We start from the raw sequence: 17569 nt of genomic DNA, 5'->3' as shown, positions 1-17569 counted from the left end.
TTAGTTTATCCACAGTTATGATATAATTATTAACATATCAACCTGAAAATCACTAGTAAAGGAGTTATGCAATGAATAAAATTGATTGTTTTGGGGATTTCTGTCCAATACCATTATTAAAAGCTAAAAAAGAATTCAAAAGCTTAAGTTCCGGAGAATCTTTTATGTTAGTTACAGACCATAGTTGTGTCGTAGAATCAATAAAAGAATATTTTAACAAATCAACTTGTACCTTTGCATGTGAAGAAGTTCTTAATGGTGTATGGGAGATAACTGTAACTAAAAATTAACAGAAACTCTTTTGACCTATTTCCATAAAATATTCAATGGATTCTCTTTGAGCCTTAGTAAGCTTATTGAATTTTTTGCTAATGAGATATATTTCATCATCTAGACTTACATCTTCTATTTCAATAACTTTTACTGTTTTTTCATATAGCTCATGTTTTATGGATTCATAAGGAACAAAAGCAAGCCCGTACCCATTACTTACTGCTAATTTTACAGCTCCATCCGTAGCCACATTGAATATAATGTTTAAGTCGTCGAGATCTTTGTCTATATTTTTTAACTCTTTTTTCAGGTTATTACTGATATGATTATTGCTATTGCACATTATCATGTCATATTTAGTTAAATCCTCAAGTTTGATTTTGTCAGGAATATTGTATTTACCCGGTGCGATTAGAACAATTTTCTCTTTACCAATTGCATAAGTAAACAAATCATGCTCTTTACTAATATTACCATTGACTACGCCAAAATCACAGATGTCATTTTGAACATCTGTAATTGTATCTTCTTTCGTGCTGGCAATAAGTTCGTATTGATGGTTTGGGTATTTTTTCTTTATCTTATATATGACACACGGTAAAGAATATGTAACCAACGCCCAAGTACCATTAATTCTTACTTTGTTATACTGTTTTACGGTGGTTTCTAGTTCTTCCACCATGGTCTCATAGTTTCTGATAATATTATTAGAGTATTTTAGTACAATTTCTCCCATCTCAGTAAGTTCAACACCCTTGTTACTTCTGTTTAAAAGCTTATATCCAAAGTCTTCTTCAAGCTTCTGTATAAGCTGGCTGAGCGCTGATTGAGAAATATGTGATTTTTTTGCAACCTTTGAAATACTTTTTTCAGATGCCACTTCTCTAAAATACTTTAAGGATTCTAAGTGCATATTATCCCTCCAAACTTTGTTATCAAATTAACTATCTTCTATATGCTTAACTATAAAACAAACTAGGAAAAATTGCAATAAAATTTTAAATGTTATAAATACGATATGGTTCCATTATATATAGTTTATACTTTATTTTAACATATATAGAATTATTTATTAAATATTATGCTATAAAAATAATTAATACAGTATTAGCAAAGTGCATATTAGATGTTATTAAATCTATGATATCATAGGAATTGGGAAATTGTTAAAAACTCAACAATCTTATTAAATCTTATAAGTGTCAAGTTTATTATGTCACTTCAATGAAATTATACAATAATCATTAAGGAGTGTTTACCATGAGCGAAAATGGAACAACTTCTACAATTAGGAGAAGTTCTTCTCGTGCAGGATCAAGAAGAAGAAAACCTAAGAAGAATCAGATACCTATCGGTATTCTTGTTTTAATTTTTATTGCTGTTATTGGTGTTTTATTAGGACTTAAAACTAATAATACATTGTTATTCTGGATGACTGGAATACTATTTGGTTTTATCTTACAAAAGGCAAGATTCTGTTTTACAGCCTCAATGCGTGACCCATATTTAACAGGTAGTACATCAATTACACGTGCAGTTTTAATAGCATTCGCTGTTACAACTATAGGCTTTACAGCAATCAAATATGGTTATTTCAAAAACGGTCTTCCAATCCCAGGAATGGGATATGTAGTACCAATTAGTTTCGCTACTGTTATTGGCGCATTTCTATTTGGTATTGGTATGGTTATTGCAGGTGGTTGTGCTTCAGGTACATTAATGCGTGTAGGTGAAGGCTTCTGGATGCAATTGCTATCATTAGTATTTTTTGTTGTCGGCTCATTATGGGGCGCACATGATTTTGGATGGTGGAAACTTAATGTCATAAGCAAAGGTAAAGCAATCTTTTTGCCAGATGTATTCGGCTGGCTAGGTGCTGTAATCATCCAGTTACTAATCATTTTGTTCCTATATATAGCAGCAGTCAAATATGAAAAAGCAAAAGCGAATAGTTAAATTAAGCAACACCCGAACCCCAAAGATATTAAATATAAAAAATCAAATTAAAATAATTTTAAAAATAGGAGGATATTATTATGAATGAAGTTGTAATAGATTGTTTAGGAGAAGCTTGTCCAGTACCTTTGGTAAAGGCTCAAAATAAATTAAAAGAATTAGCTGTTGGAGACGTACTTGTTGTTCAAATCGACCATAGTTGTGCTATGAAAAATGTTCCAGAATGGGCACGTAAAGATGGACATAACGTTGAAGTTGAAGAAGTAGACGACGGCGAGTGGGAAGTAATCATCGAAAAAACTCACTAATCATCAAATAAAATTAATGCCTTATACGGAGGTGTCATTTTGAGTTCGTTTAAAGAATATTTTAACAAAGTAAGTAAAAATGAATTCTATAAAAAGTGGTTAAAAGATGCATGGCCTTATATAACAGGTGCTATCCTGCTTTCATTATTCCAAATCGTAACTTTAGCTACAACTGGTAACCCTTGGGGTGTATCTGGAGTATTTGCTAATTGGGGCGCATGGATATATGAAGCTGTTGGTGGCAGCGTAGATAAATGGTACTACTTTAGTAGTGATGGAGCTCAAGCTACACTTAATAATGGATTCTTAAATGATCCTGGTACTATGAGAAATCTTGGTATCATATTTGGTGCTTTACTTGCAACACTACTTGCATCACAATTCAAATTCAAAAAAATTAAATCAAAAAAACAAGTATTCGCTGCTGTTTTAGGTGGCTTACTAATGGGATACGGTGCTAGAATTGCATACGGATGTAACATAGGTGCATTATTCAGCGGTATAGCCTCACTATCACTATCAGGCTGGGTATTCGCGATAGCCATGTTCTTCGGCGCCATCGTCGGCAGTAAATTACTTGTGAAATTCTTTATGTAACAAACGGCTTAAATATTTTAGTTCATGTTTTGAATAGGAAAAATTCGTGGGTTTTGAATTTATCCTATTCAATTACTTGAACTTATACTTAAACGTTTGTTTCCTTATTAATAATAGGCTTAAGTATTTTAGTTCATGTTCTGAATAGGAAAAATCTGTGGGTTTTAGATTTTTTCTATTCAGTTACTTGAACTTATGTTTCAACGTTTGTTTCCTTATTAATAATAGCTAAAATTAAATGGAGGATTGGTCATGCCAAGAGAAAAACGTATTGAAAATTATGATGTAGTTGTTATTGGCGGTGGAGCAGCTGGTCTTACTGCTGCGATTTATTCAGCTAGAGCTAGACTAAGTACTCTTCTTATAGAAAAAGCTTTGGTAGGAGGACTTGCTACTTATACCAATGAGATAGAGAACTACCCAGGATTTCCAAACAGCCCTAAGGGTGAGGAAATCACTAATCAGATGAAAAAACAAGCTGAAAAGATGGGTGTAAAATTCAAGTTGACAGATGTTAAGAGTGTACAACTTGAAGGTGAAGAAAAAGTAGTTGAAACATTTAGAAATAAATTCATAGCAAAATCAGTTGTCCTTGCAACAGGTGGACGTCCAAGAGTAACAAAAGCAAAGAATGAAGAAGACTATCTATTTGATAAAGGAATCTCATTCTGTGCAACATGTGACGCTGCTGCTAATACTGGTAAAGATGTAGTTGTTATCGGTAGTGGTGACGCTGCTATTGAAGAAGGAATGTTCTTAACTAAATTTGCTAATAAAGTTATTGTATCAGTTATGCATGATGAAGGAATCATGGACTGTAATGAAATAGCTAAAGAAGCTGCACTTAAAAATCCTAAGATGGAATTTATCTGGAATACTATTACAGATTCTTTTGAAGGTGAAGAACATCTTGATACTGTAGTACTAAAAAATCTTAAGACAGGTGATAAAATACCAGTAAAATGCGATACTTGCTTTGAATTTATTGGTTATATACCTAATACTGAGATTTTCAAAGATCAGATAAACCTTACTAAACAAGGTTATATTCTTACAAACGATAAGATGCAGACAAATATTGAAGGTGTATTCGCTTGTGGAGATGTTAGAGAAAAATGGTTGAAACAAGTAGCAACTGCTGTTGGTGACGGAGCCATAGCTGGTTTTGCCGCAGAGAAATACATAGCGGAGAATGAGACATTCAATACTGTTATCATGCAAAAAGAAAAACCTGGTTTAACTTATATATATAATGCCATTGATGCTGATTCAAGAGAGTTCTTGACAGAAGTGGAAAAAATAGAGAATTTCTTTGGTGATAAAATAGCTGTTAACAGAGTAGATGTATACAAATCAACAGGAATATCTGATAGATTAAGTATAAAAGAATTCCCTGCTGCAGTTATTACTAAAGATGGTAATGTATATGAAAAACATATTAAAGATTTCAATGAAGAAACAATTGTTCATGCTTTGAACAGTGCATTAAACTAATACTACTATGTGACTAGTAATTTTTTCAAAATAATTTATCCTAATATATAATAAAAAATGATTAACAAAAAACGAGCAAAAGCACTAAGTTACGTCTTAGTGCTTTTACTCGTTTACTACTAATATTAATACTATTATCTATTATAAGTAAGTATTAGTCACAGTTATTAGTAGTTCTTTAAGGAAGACTAAATCTATTACTATAATTTAACTACGGAACGGTTCAAATACTCTTCATCAACCTATAAGTGCAAATATCTAGGGTTTGAAACTCTTCTTTTGCATAAGATGATTCATATTTTAACGTGTCCTACGAACAGTTAAAGCTAAAACTATTACTACATCGTTCCTTAGTTAATTGTTAAAACCAACCTCTAAGCCTCATTGGCATTGCAAGGCTCTTAATAGCTACTAGGTAAGCAGCTTTTCTCATATCAACTTTTCTTTCATCCATGGCATTTGTAACTTTAACAAAAGCATCTACCATTTTTACTTCTTGTTTTTCTTGTACTTCGTCAAAACGCCAATAATAGTTATGTAGGTTTTGAACCCACTCAAAATATGAAACGATAACTCCACCTGAGTTAGCTAAAATATCTGGTACTATGAATACTCCTTTTTCCAATAAATATTCTTCTGCTTCTGGAGTAGTTGGACCATTAGCACCTTCAGTTATTATCTTAGCTTTGATATCTTTTGCTGTGCTGCTTGTAATAGAATTCTCAAGTGCACATGGAGCAAATCCATCACATTCTATTCCAAATATTTTTTCTCTTTCTAATTCTTCACATTCACCAGTATAACCAGTGATCAATTTATTTTCTGTTGCATATTCCATAATATCATTAACATCTAAACCATTTTCATTATATAAGCAACATGAAACATCTGATACAGCAACAACTTTAGCTCCAAAAGCCTGAGCATACATAGCAGCATAACTTCCAACATTTCCAAAGCCTTGAACTGCTATTTTCATATCTTTTATGTTCATTCCTTTGTACTTAGCTGCTTCTCTCATCATAAGCATAACGCCATAACCAGTAGCTTCTTTTCTTGCTAGACATCCACCAAATTCAACAGGTTTTCCTGTAAATGAAGCTGGTAATGTTTGACCAACACCTCTTAGGCTAGAATATTCATCAACCATCCATGCCATTGTTTGACCATTAGTATTAACATCTGGTGCTGGAATATCTCTTCTTTCTCCAATAATTGGAGCAATTGCTCTTACATATCCTCTTGATAATCTTTCAAGTTCTCTTTTTGAAAGAACTGTAGGGTCAACGATAACTCCACCTTTTGCTCCACCATATGGTAAGCCTACAACCCCACATTTAAAAGTCATCCAAGTTGCTAACGCTTTTACTTCATCTTTTGTTACTCCAGGATGAAAACGAATACCGCCTTTAGTAGGACCAGATGCATCGTTATGTTGAACACGATATCCAGTAAATAGTTTTGTTGTACCATCATCCATTTTAACAGGAATAGTAACTTCTAAAACTTTTTCAGGCTGACTCAATAACTCGTATACTGCATCTTCTTCTCCTAGTGCATCGCATGCTTCTTTTAATTGTTTTTGTGCAATCTTAAAAGGATTAAGCGTTTTTTCTGACATATACTTATGCCTCCCAATCTTAAATAAAATTTTCGATACCTATTCTCCTTATCTAACCACCATTATAAAATAATAGTCCAATCAGATAATATTTTAGCTACAAAAAGAGAAGAATAAATTAGTAAATATCAATTTGCAACTCTCTTTTTGAAGTTAAAAAACTTATGTATTATTTAAGTAGCTTTCAGGGTATAATTATAGTCCTTGATTGAATGTAACTCTCTCTATTCGTATATTAACATTATATTTATTTTTTGTGTATATCATGTATTAAATTGCTTGGTTAATATATCTATTTTATTATTAGCTTTATTTAATTAAGTTATTCATATATATTTATTATTTTATTTAAGTATGTTAAATTTGCTTAATTAGACTTAATCTCTATAAAAAATATAAAATTTTATCTTTTTAAATCGAAGTATGTTAATGATTTATTTTAATTTTTCTGTTATAATAGAAAAGTAGACTATGTTTAAACTGCAAAAGAAAAGGTCAGACTTTTGCAAACATATTGAAACAAGGGGATTGGCTTTATATTTTAAACTCTATATTTAATATCAATTAAGTAATAGAAAATACAGCATCTATAAAAAAAAATTGTTATTTTAGTAGATAACCCATGATATATAATTTCCTTGTTAAGATATAATTTTATTTTTAGGAGGGATGAAATGGATTCAACCGACTACGATATTATTAGATATTTGCAAGATGACGGAAGAATGCCCATGAAAATATTAGCAGAAAAAGTTTCACTAACTCCACCTGCTGTTGCTGAAAGGGTAAGAAAACTAGAAAAAAGTGGCATAATCACTGGATATAGAGCTATTGTTGATCCAAAAAAACTAGGAAAAACAGTAAAGGCTATTATAAACATTTCAATTAAGTCCGCAAAAAGAAAAGAGTTCTTAGCACTAGTTCAAGAAAACAAAAAAATTGTTGAATGTCATCATGTAACTGGAAAATACTCCATGACGATTAAGGTATTATGTCAAAACACCTCTGACCTAGAATATTTAATTGGCAAAATACAGCAATATGGGAGTACGGAAACACTTATTATTTTATCTAGCCCAATTGAATTCAAATCATTGAATTTTGACTATGAATAAAACTGAGTACATAAATTAATCAAAGAGAGTATTCAAAAAGCCTTAAGTTTTTTGAATACCCTTTTTGTATATAGACTTCTATTAGTTAATGTTACGAAGCAGATTAGCCATTTCTATTGCTGCCATTCCAGCCTCAAACCCTTTATTACCTGCTTTTGTTCCTGCTCTTTCAATAGCCTGTTCAATGGTATCTGTAGTCAGCACCCCAAAGATAACGGGTACTTCAGTATCAAGTGATACATTTGCTATTCCTTTAGAAACTTCACTTGCCACATAATCAAAATGGGCAGTAGCTCCCCTAATTACAGCTCCAAGACAAATAACACCATCATACTTATTAGTTTTCGCCATCTTCTTAGAGATTAATGGTATCTCAAATGCTCCTGGTGCCCATGCAATTGAAATATCTTCAGCAGATACTCCATGTCTTTTCAATGCATCAATAGCACCTTCCAATAACTTGCTAGATATGAATTCGTTGAACCTCCCTACTACAATACCAAATTTCAATCCTTCTCCTATTAGTTTACCTTCGTATGTAATCATATTATATCAATTCCTTTCTTAAATATTATCTTTATTAGAAACTAGTTATAAAACTTCAATATCTAAACTTTAACTTAATTAACTCAACTCTAGGTTCTTTAATATATGACCCATCTTTTGTTTTTTTACATTTAGATAATGTACATTATTCTTATTACATATGATTTCTATTGGAACTCTCTCCACAACCTTGATATCATATTTTTCTATGCCATCAATCTTATCAGGATTGTTAGTCATCAATCTTACTCTATCTACACTAAGATCTTTTAATATCTGAGCGCTAACACTGTATTCCCTTAAATCATCTTTGAATCCTAGAGCAAGATTTGCATCAACAGTGTCTAGACCTCCATCTTGTAATTGGTAAGCCATTATTTTGTTAATTAATCCAATTCCTCTGCCTTCCTGTCTCATATAAATTATTACGCCTTTTTCTTCCTTACATATTCTTTTCATTGCTTCATCAAGTTGCTCTCCACAATCACATCTAATAGAGCCTAATACATCACCAGTTAAACATTCTGAATGTATTCTGCATAATACAGGTTCGCCATCATTAATATTGCCTTTTACCAATGCGATATGTTCTTCTCCCGTCACTTTATTTGTATATCCATATATATGGAAACTTCCATATCTTGTTGGTAACTTAGCAATAGCTTTTCTTTCAATAATCTTTTCATGTTGTTTTCTGTATTCAACAAGGTCTTCAATGGATATAATTTTAAGACTATGCTTAAGGGCAAACTCCATTAATTGTGGCAACCTAGCCATAGTTCCATCTTCATTTACAATCTCACATATAACTCCTGCAGGATACAAATCAGCCAATCTTGTCATGTCTACAGCCGCTTCTGTATGTCCATTTCTTTCAAATACACCATTATCTCTGGCTATCAATGGAAAAATATGACCGGGTCTTGTAAACTTATCCCCAGTTATATTTTTATCTACCAACTTATTAACAGTTTCACATCTTTCATAAGCGGATACTCCTGTAGTTGACTCATAATAATCTACTGATACAGTAAAAGCTGTTTTTTTGGAGTCGGTATTCTTATCAACCATTAATGGTATATTTAATTCATTAAGTCTTTCTTCCAGCATAGGAACACATACGATTCCTCTAGCATTCTTTATCATAAAATTCATTATCTCAGGAGTAATTTTCTCTGCTGCTACAAGTAAATCTCCTTCATTTTCTCTATTCTCATCATCTACTACGATTATCATTTTACCTTGTTTTATATCTTCTAATGCTTCTTCAATAGTATTGAATTTCATTCTTCTCACCTCAAAATTAATTTATTCTATTATTAGATGCTTATAAATCCATACCCTAAAGTTAAATATTTAATTTCGTCATACACCTTTAATTACATAAAACCATTTGACCTCAAAAAATCTTTATTCAATTTGGGTTGACTATCATCTGTGTTCTCATGCAACATACTTTCCACATATTTTCCAATAACATCACATTCTATATTAACTGTATCACCTATTTTTTTCTCTAGAATAGTCGTATCAATACTTGTTAAAGGTATTATTGATACTTGAAAACTATCCGTTAAAATATCAGCTACTGTTAAACTTATCCCATCTACTGCAACAGAACCCTTATAGAGAATATATTTTCTAAGGTCTTTTGAAATATTAATAGTTACTCTTGTTGCATTGTCATCTTTTAATAGACTTTTTATTGTTCCTGTACCGTCAATATGTCCTGTAACCATGTGTCCACCAAACCTATCTCCTACTCTTAAAGCAGGTTCTAGATTAACTGAGTGTTTATTTTGCAGATATTTTATATTGGTCATAGACATGGTTTCAGGCATAACATCAACTGTAAAGTTATTTTTATTATAGGTTGTTACCGTTAAGCAAACGCCATTTACAGCAATACTATCACCCAACCTAATATCATTAAGAAGATTATTGGCTCTTATAGTTAGTTTAGCTGAATGTTTTCCCTTTTCTATTTTGACTATCTCTCCCACTTCACTAATCAATCCTGTGAACATTTGCAACCCTCCTAATTAACCTTTCCCTTGATTAATATATCATCATCTATTTTTTCTAATTGGATATCTTTTAGGGTATAGGCATCTTTTATCTGTGTAAGCCCTTTTCCTCCTATTGGTGTTATTGCTTGTTGTCCTCCAATAAGTTTTGGAGCGATAAAAGCATATACTTCGTCGATTATACCTGCTTCTAGGCAACTATAATTCAACTCGCTTCCTCCTTCTAATAAAATACTGTCGATTTCCATTTCACCTAATTCAGTTATTAACTTGTTCATATCAACTCTATTATTCTTTTTATCAATCATAAGAATAGTAATACCCATTTTTTTTCCTAGAGCTTTCACTTTTTCTATAGGTGCATCATTAGTTGTTGCAATTATTGTTTTTCCTTTTTCTGATAATACTCTAGCTTGTAGAGGAATTCTGCATGTTGTATCAACTATAATTCGTATGGGATTAACACCTGTTTGGTTAGTCAATCTAGTTGTCAATGATGGATTATCGGCTATGACAGTACCTATACCTACCATTATTGCTGTCACCTTATGTCTTATTTCATGGACATATTCTCTTGATCTATCACTAGTTATCCATTTGGAATCACCTGTTGAGGTAGCGATTTTTCCATCGAGTGTCATAGCTGTTTTCATAATGCAGTAGGGCTTTTTGGTTGTTATATACTTAATAAATATTTTATTTAGTTCTTGTATCTCATCTTGACAGATGCCACATGTAACTGTAATGTTATTATCTCTAAGTATTTTGATTCCTTTTCCTGCTACTAATGGATTAGGGTCTTTCATACCTACTATTACCTGCTTTATTCCACTTTTAATTATTGCGTTAACACAAGGTGGGGTCTTACCATAGTGAGAACAGGGTTCAAGAGTAACATACATAGTGGCTCCTTTTGTGCTTTTTTTGCAGTTATTAAGAGCGTTGATTTCCGCATGGTTATATCCTATTTTTTCATGATAGCCCTCACCTATTATTAAGCCGTCCTTTACGATAACAGCTCCAACCAATGGATTTGGATTAACATATCCTATACCTTTTTTAGATAGGCTTATGGCTCTTTTCATGTACTTAATATGTTCATTGTAAGTATTTTCTTTGTCTTTTAATTCCTTGGGATTTAATTGTTTCATTGCAATTTATCTACCTCCTAGTACAAAGTATTCGTAACATAATGTTACATGGTTATACTAATTGTAAGTAGAAATCTGCAAGGTTGATTGATGATGCGAGAAGTGATTTTTTGATTTACAATAGATAATAAAATAATGGTTAGTATCTATTATTAAGTACTGTGTATGTATAACTAATTATAATTTCATACTAATACTCATTAAAAAAGATAATCAGTTTGTTATACATCAAAAACATCAAAAAACCTTGAAGAAAATAATTCTTCAAGGTCATCTATTCATACATGAGTTAGTCAAATAAAATATTAATAAATATATTAACATTGACTAATTTAATAACAAAAGTTTTCAATAAACTCTTTGTTATTTTCCTTCTCTCATCCAGACTTTACTGTCGGTCTTGGAATTTCACCAAGTCAGTTTTCACTCGCGGACTTTACCGCCGGTCGGGAATTACACCCTGCCCTGAAGGTTTCTATTCAATTTTTTTTAGTATATCATATTTTGCTTGTAAAAATCAAGAAGTAAATTTTGCAATAGCCACAACTATTCCCGTTATTTTTCAACAGCTTCATTACTAACAGTGGTATTAGTTCCCATCATTTCGTTAATACTTGTTACTGTTTTCTTAAACTCTTCATCTGTAGCAGGATACCACATTTTTTCAATATTAGTAACACCAAATGAACTTAAGACTTCTGGACTTGGTGCCCAGAATCCTACTTTTTCAGTAATCACATGGGAATATTCTAAAAGCTTCAAATCGACTCCTACTAACTCATAAAAGTCTTTTTCTAATTCTCTCTGCATAGTGATATAGCCTTTTTGCTCTTCTATCATCTTTTCAGATACACCTTGATTCTTTAGTTCTTCTTCTAAATTTTTCATATCAAAACTATTTACTCCACCATGGAACATTAGTAAAGAACCTTCTTTTACTACTTTATTTCTACCTGCCATAAATAAATAGTTTGCTGCTGAGGAAGCACATATTTTATCAACAACAACATCAATCTTACTGTCATAAATAACTTTTGCTATTCGTAATCCTGAATAAGTATCTCCACCTCCTGAGTTTATAACTAATGTTTTGACATCTGAATTGAAAACTTTCATAAAATCATCATATGAAGTTTCTGTAATTGTACCATCTAATCGTAGGGTATCTCCATTTTCAGAAAGTGTCCATGTTCCATTTACTACTGTTTCTTCTGTTCCTTCCATTATTTCTTGATTTTCAGTATCTTGGGTTGTTTCTTTTGTTACTTCTTCTGTTACTTCCTTTGCATTTTCTATTTCTGTTACCTTTTTAGTTTTGGTTGACTCTGTTGTATCTGTTGTTACTACTTCATCTTGTTTTTCTACCTCTTTTTTCCCACATCCTGTAAATAATGATGTAATAAGTAATAAACTCATTATAAATATAACTGTTTTTTTCACACTTAATTCCTCCTATTGATTAATAATCTTCATCTTTTCTAGGTATCATATTCTAAGACTTTTATTAAAATCTACTTTAGATTCAATCTAGAATATCTCTTTTGGCTTATACCCTTCTCGGATTATATTTTACTATTCATTTTTGAATAATAGCTTAAATATTCCTTAATTAAATCTTAATATTAAACTAAAAGCATTCCATATTATCTACTAAATCTTAAATATAGATTAGGGATTTATAATATTACCTCATCACTCAATGAAATAAAAAAATATAATTCTATATAAAAACAAGAAAAGTTTCAGAATAATTTAAGAATTAATTAAGATTAATAATCTATTATATAATTATGGTAATTAATTCCATAATTCATCTTTATAAAATACCATCTATAAAGATAGAAGATTAATCTAAATAAAAAACATATTAAAAGTTAATAAGGAGGCACAACAAATGAAAAGAATAATCAGTAGTTTTATTATCATCTGTATGTTGTCGTTTACGGCGACAACTGCTTACGGAGAAGAATTAAAGTATAGTAAAGAGGCATACCTAGCAGATTTACAAGTCTTTGAAGAATTATTAGAAAAGAACCATGGGAATCTATATGAAAATGTAAAAAAAGAAAAACTAGACGAACTATTCTTAAAAGCAAAATCCAAGATAAATGATAAAACAACCATTCGTGATTTTTACAATGAGTTATCCTATATTGTCAATGCCATCAATGATGGTCATACATCAATCATGTCAAGTGATAGATTTTCAATGAATACAAACGAGGATAAATCATATTTACCATTGAAAGTTAAATTTATTAACAAAAAAATGTATTGTGATTTCATAAATGATTATATTCCTGTAGGAGCTGAAATTCTTGAAATAAATGGCGATAAAGTAGATGATATCGTATCCAAATTAATGTATTCTACTGGAAGTGAAACTGGAACAAATGGTTTAAATTATAAAATCCTTGAAGCTATGCTGGATTCTCTATATCCACAAATGATTAAGTATACAGACAAACATACAATTAAATATAAAGATATGAAAGATAATAAGATTAAAACAGTGGTTATTAAATCTGAGGATGTGGATACACAGAAAATCTATACTTTCGCACATTCCAATTATATTAAAGACTCTTATGGCAATCCACTAGAACCTTTAAAAGCAGAATTCCACCCAGAAAAAAAAGCTGCTGTTCTTAGAATTTTTACTTTTGCTCCTAGTGATTATGATAGTTTTAAATTATATGTTGATAAATTCTTTGAAGATGTTAACTACCTTAAAATAAAGAATGTAATCTTTGACGTACGTGGAAATTTAGGTGGTGATCTTGAATTGCTTAATTATATATTGGCATATGTAAAATCACAACCATTCAATGCTATAAAAAGTGAAACAATTAAAGATTATGACTTAGTAAGAAATGATTTGCTCACACCTGAAAGTCAACAAAGCTTGGAAAGTTTTACCCAATTAAAAGAATCTCTATCAGAACTTGAAGGAATGACAGAAGAACAATTGACGGAAGAAGGGGTCAAACTTATTAAAGAAGATCTTTATTCTTATAATCTAGAACAAATTGAACCTATGAAAGAAAATAATTTCAAAGGCAATGTATATGCTCTAGTGGACGGAGGATCATTTTCTTGTGGGTCTATCTTCCCTCAAAGAATTCAAGAGTTGAAAAATGGATATTTAGTGGGAGAAGAAGCTTCTGGAAATTACTATAGCACAACAGCAGGTATTCTTCCTACATATTATCTTCCAAATACAAAATTACAACTGACTATACCATTGCAGCAACTCATTATGCATGAAGAACCCGTTAAAAATATACCACTTGTATCTGGGGTTAAACCTGATTATCCAGTAGAGTTGACCTATGATGATTATATGAAAAAAATTGATACTCAGCTTGAATACGTTTATAAGCTTATTAAACAACAATAAAAAATCAAAAGTCTTAATGAATAGTTTTTAGAGAAGATGAGCAAAAGCCTAGACCCCTTGTTATATAAGGACTTCTAGGCTTTCTGTTTACTAATCTACTGATAATTATTTAATGATCTAACATCAATTAAGCATAATGTATCTATAAGTTGTTTTTCAATTAATATAAAGTTTTTATCACCTATAATTATTCCTATGCCTTCTGGATAATTTAAAGCAGACTTTTTATCCAATTTCATAATTACAGTATTATCACCTTTTTTTACACCGTATTTATAAAATTTCTTAAGACCTTCTGCATTGCATTGTAAAAATATACCTATATCGGTTATTTCATTTGATTGACACTTTATCTTAATATAAACACAGTTATCGTCTACTACAGCTCCTATATCGTTCACTATACATTGTTTTTCATTAAATTCAACATCATAGGATATCGGCATATATTCTATATTATCATCTACAAATGAAATAAAATCATTCTGTTCTTTATTGAAATAAGGCAATAATCTAAAATTAATATTTCTATCAATATTTTTTTGTATTTTAGTATTTTCTTTACTATTTGTATTTTCTATTGTTGATCTTCTATCATCATTAATAGTTTTTTCTATCACTAAGCTACTATTATCTTCAATAGTATCTTCTAAGCTACTAAGATTGATATTAGCTCCTTGCTCATAATCTAATACCCCCAAATAATTTTGAGATAATATATTATGTAATTGAAATTGTTGATTTCCATGACTTCCTTCATCACTAATAGTTGGGTGTTTTAAAACTTGTTTAGCATATGCCTTTTTAGCTTTATAATAACTATCACTAATTGTATTTCCCCTGACAATACTGTAAACATATAACATATAGTTGTAAGCTGAATTATTATACTTCATATCCTTAAGTTCAGCATATACATTAAATCCATTATTTGAACCTATACTCGAATGACCTATAGCAGATATCAATAATCCATCTGCTAATCCTTTATAAAAGATATTACTTTTATCTAAATTATAAGCATTTAAACAACTTCTAGAAAATATATTATAGTAATTTGTATCTAGTATAGTATTAATATTTTTTTATTAACTAAAGATAATCTAGATACCATTTCGTTTGAGCCATTAATATGTTGTTCTCTTGCTTTATTTTTGAATTCATTATGATCATCGCTTACAATATATTGGTCTACATTATCCCACTGCCCATGGCTATTAATTGTCAAATTCATAATCCCTAATTCATTTTCTTTTTTTAAGTTTTCCTTAGAAAAATCTCCTAATACTTGTGTTTGCACAGGATATTTACCTAACATATTTCCATATAATCTATAGTCATCCTTATTAATTAGCTGAAACTTCTCCATCCTATTTAATAATATTCCTGTATCATCGTTATGAATCTCATAATTAAATATAGGACTAGAAAAATCGACTAAAGGTATTCTTTTATTATTAGTCTCTTTTTTATATTTATTGTATTTATCAAAATATTTATCTATGTCGCCTCTTCCTAAGGGTAGTCTTGCAACAGGCCATCTTGGAATAAAATCAATCTTTAATTTTTGTTCTATAGCAGAATAAACACTTAATTCTTTACCTTTCTTTAAATCCTTTGAATTAAAATTAGAATAAAAATGATCGCTTAAAAAATATCCTTTGTCATCAATATCCGATTTCATTTTAACTTTAAAGTGTATATTGAATGCTGGTACTTCATCAGATGAGCCTATAATCTGTATCCCTAATAATCTACCTTTACGTTTATTGTAGTCTTGCCTTAGACAATTATAGATTGAGTATGCATCTTTATGAGCAGATATATCAATCAATATTTTTTCTGTGTTTTTATCAAATTTGTTTGTATAATCTACTAGAGCTTTATAATCCCTAGATGATACTTTTCTCTTGTTATATAAAAAATAACGATAGTCTTTAGGCGAATTTTTTCTTACTAACTCAATAAAACCTTTTGGATTAATTATATTTTTAGTTGCTGCTGCACTTTGTCTTAAATACTTTACACATTCACTCTTTGATAAATTAGGGTTAATCTGTAATCCTAAGGCTATAACTCCAACCATATATGGTGTTGCCCAACTTGCTCCACCAGTAGTATAATATGTATACTTATCCTTTCCTAAATGATTTGCTACAGTTCTACTACCAGTTGGTACACCAAAACCAATATATGACCTATTCCAATGTTTAGGTAATTCATAATTATTATATTTATCTTTATTAGTATTGATTTTAGCTCGTACTGACGATAAGTCTTCCATTGGATCATGGCAGAAAAACACCATTATCCCATTTTTTTCTGCATATTTAACAGCTTCTCTTAATGCTTCTGGATTAGCCTCTCTTATGTCAATATTATCTGATAGTCCAATTATTTTTATTTTATCGTCTTCATCTAATTTCTTGTTATCTTCAACAATTTGATAAAATGCTTTTGCATCTATTCCTTGGTCACCTAACCAAGAAGGCGTAGCATAGAAATATACACTTGCATCAGGTGCTACACCTATTTCCTTACCTGATAATAAACTTAGAACAGCCGGTCCATGCATAGAAGTTTTGTATAAAAAATTTTCATCTCTTTCATCTTTTATTATTGTATAATGTAAATCTACATTGTCATATGCTTCATGCCCAAGTGATAAAGGCTGATCAATATATGCAATACTTACTCCTTTTCCTGTCAAACCTATCTCATGTAAATCTCTAACACCTAACCCTGGATCTTTACCATATTCAATCAATTCTTTTGGATTGAATCCTTTTGGAAGTTTATCTTTAGTAGGCCATATTACTGAATCAGTGAAATTAGTATTATTTAGCAATTCTTTTTTATTAGTAAAGTCTAATTTACTTAAATCTGCTTCAAACAGTGTATCAAATTTTTTGGGATATCCTCCATTCATTTCTTGTGCATTACTGTTGACAATAAATAAATTTAGTAGCATAAATAATACAATTAACATCGAAAATCTTTTTCTAATAATTTTCATTTCTTAACCTCGCATATTAATTATTATAACATTCATATAATCAATGCATATTATTAGTTATTAAA

At 30.5% G+C, this 17569-nt stretch carries 16 protein-coding genes and 1 riboswitch; of the genes, 7 read left to right on the top strand and 9 right to left on the bottom strand.

Going from position 1 to position 17569, the window contains the following annotated elements; all coding sequences use genetic code 11:
- The first annotated feature begins 71 nt into the window (after positions 1–71).
- Complete coding sequence (locus HYG85_RS14360) at positions 72–290, top strand: sulfurtransferase TusA family protein (RefSeq protein ID WP_113673521.1); 219 nt, start codon at positions 72–74, stop codon at positions 288–290.
- Here the strand turns inward: HYG85_RS14360 and HYG85_RS14355 are convergent.
- The gene (locus tag HYG85_RS14355) at positions 287–1186 is read right to left on the bottom strand and encodes a LysR family transcriptional regulator (protein WP_113673520.1); all 900 of its coding nucleotides are present in this window, start codon (positions 1184–1186) and stop codon (positions 287–289) included. The two genes, HYG85_RS14360 and HYG85_RS14355, sit on opposite strands and share 4 nt — an antisense overlap.
- 347 nt (positions 1187–1533) lie before the next feature.
- Here HYG85_RS14355 and HYG85_RS14350 point away from each other — a divergent pair, with 347 nt between their 5' ends.
- The 4 genes from HYG85_RS14350 (at position 1534) to HYG85_RS14335 (ending at position 4628) form a co-directional block, all read left to right on the top strand.
- Positions 1534–2229 (top strand): YeeE/YedE thiosulfate transporter family protein, encoded by a 696-nt coding sequence (locus HYG85_RS14350; RefSeq protein ID WP_113673519.1) that lies wholly within the window; start codon positions 1534–1536, stop codon positions 2227–2229.
- An 80-nt stretch (positions 2230–2309) separates the two neighbouring features.
- The gene (locus HYG85_RS14345; protein WP_113673518.1) at positions 2310–2537 is read left to right on the top strand and encodes a sulfurtransferase TusA family protein; all 228 of its coding nucleotides are present in this window, start codon (positions 2310–2312) and stop codon (positions 2535–2537) included.
- Positions 2538–2576: 39 nt separating this feature from the next.
- Positions 2577–3134, top strand: a complete 558-nt coding sequence (locus HYG85_RS14340) for a YeeE/YedE thiosulfate transporter family protein (protein WP_113673517.1) — start codon at positions 2577–2579, stop codon at positions 3132–3134.
- 252 nt (positions 3135–3386) lie between these two features.
- Entirely contained in the window at positions 3387–4628 is a 1242-nt protein-coding gene (locus HYG85_RS14335; RefSeq protein ID WP_212690246.1) for an FAD-dependent oxidoreductase, read from the top strand.
- Between the two features lie 361 nt (positions 4629–4989).
- On the opposite strand, the gene HYG85_RS14330 is transcribed toward HYG85_RS14335, so the two are convergent.
- A complete protein-coding gene (locus HYG85_RS14330; protein WP_113673515.1) occupies positions 4990–6249 on the bottom strand; it encodes a Glu/Leu/Phe/Val family dehydrogenase in 1260 nt (419 codons plus the stop codon).
- 674 nt (positions 6250–6923) lie between these two features.
- Between HYG85_RS14330 and HYG85_RS14325 the strand changes: the two genes are divergently transcribed.
- Positions 6924–7364, top strand: a complete 441-nt coding sequence (locus tag HYG85_RS14325; RefSeq protein ID WP_113673514.1) for an Lrp/AsnC family transcriptional regulator — start codon at positions 6924–6926, stop codon at positions 7362–7364.
- An 81-nt stretch (positions 7365–7445) separates the two neighbouring features.
- On the opposite strand, the gene ribH is transcribed toward HYG85_RS14325, so the two are convergent.
- The 5 genes from ribH to HYG85_RS14300 form a co-directional block, all read right to left on the bottom strand.
- Positions 7446–7910, bottom strand: a complete 465-nt coding sequence (gene ribH, locus HYG85_RS14320; RefSeq protein ID WP_212690245.1) for a 6,7-dimethyl-8-ribityllumazine synthase — start codon at positions 7908–7910, stop codon at positions 7446–7448.
- A 78-nt stretch (positions 7911–7988) separates the two neighbouring features.
- Positions 7989–9197, bottom strand: a complete 1209-nt coding sequence (locus HYG85_RS14315; protein ID WP_212690244.1) for a bifunctional 3,4-dihydroxy-2-butanone-4-phosphate synthase/GTP cyclohydrolase II — start codon at positions 9195–9197, stop codon at positions 7989–7991.
- 92 nt (positions 9198–9289) lie between these two features.
- Positions 9290–9937, bottom strand: coding sequence for a riboflavin synthase (locus HYG85_RS14310; protein ID WP_212690243.1), 648 nt, complete (start codon positions 9935–9937; stop codon positions 9290–9292).
- A gap of 11 nt (positions 9938–9948) precedes the next feature.
- A complete protein-coding gene (gene ribD / locus HYG85_RS14305) occupies positions 9949–11088 on the bottom strand; it encodes a bifunctional diaminohydroxyphosphoribosylaminopyrimidine deaminase/5-amino-6-(5-phosphoribosylamino)uracil reductase RibD (protein WP_244971198.1) in 1140 nt (379 codons plus the stop codon).
- A 365-nt stretch (positions 11089–11453) separates the two neighbouring features.
- Positions 11454–11565: riboswitch (FMN riboswitch) on the bottom strand.
- A gap of 78 nt (positions 11566–11643) precedes the next feature.
- Positions 11644–12528, bottom strand: a complete 885-nt coding sequence (locus tag HYG85_RS14300; protein ID WP_212690242.1) for a Clp protease/crotonase-like domain-containing protein — start codon at positions 12526–12528, stop codon at positions 11644–11646.
- A gap of 454 nt (positions 12529–12982) precedes the next feature.
- On the opposite strand from HYG85_RS14300, the gene HYG85_RS14295 reads away from it, so the two are divergent.
- Positions 12983–14488, top strand: coding sequence for a S41 family peptidase (locus tag HYG85_RS14295; protein ID WP_212690241.1), 1506 nt, complete (start codon positions 12983–12985; stop codon positions 14486–14488).
- 95 nt (positions 14489–14583) lie between these two features.
- On the opposite strand, the gene HYG85_RS14290 is transcribed toward HYG85_RS14295, so the two are convergent.
- Positions 14584–15456: a hypothetical protein gene (locus tag HYG85_RS14290; protein ID WP_212690240.1), complete on the bottom strand. Its 873-nt coding sequence runs from the start codon at positions 15454–15456 to the stop codon at positions 14584–14586.
- A gap of 95 nt (positions 15457–15551) precedes the next feature.
- Positions 15552–17504 (bottom strand): S8/S53 family peptidase, encoded by a 1953-nt coding sequence (locus HYG85_RS14285; RefSeq protein ID WP_212690239.1) that lies wholly within the window; start codon positions 17502–17504, stop codon positions 15552–15554.
- Positions 17505–17569 lie beyond the last annotated feature (65 nt).

The organism is Vallitalea guaymasensis (assembly GCF_018141425.1).
Classification (GTDB): domain Bacteria; phylum Bacillota; class Clostridia; order Lachnospirales; family Vallitaleaceae; genus Vallitalea; species Vallitalea guaymasensis.
The sequence above is the reverse complement of the archived record's forward strand: the minus strand, read 5'-3'. Positions and strand labels throughout refer to the sequence as shown.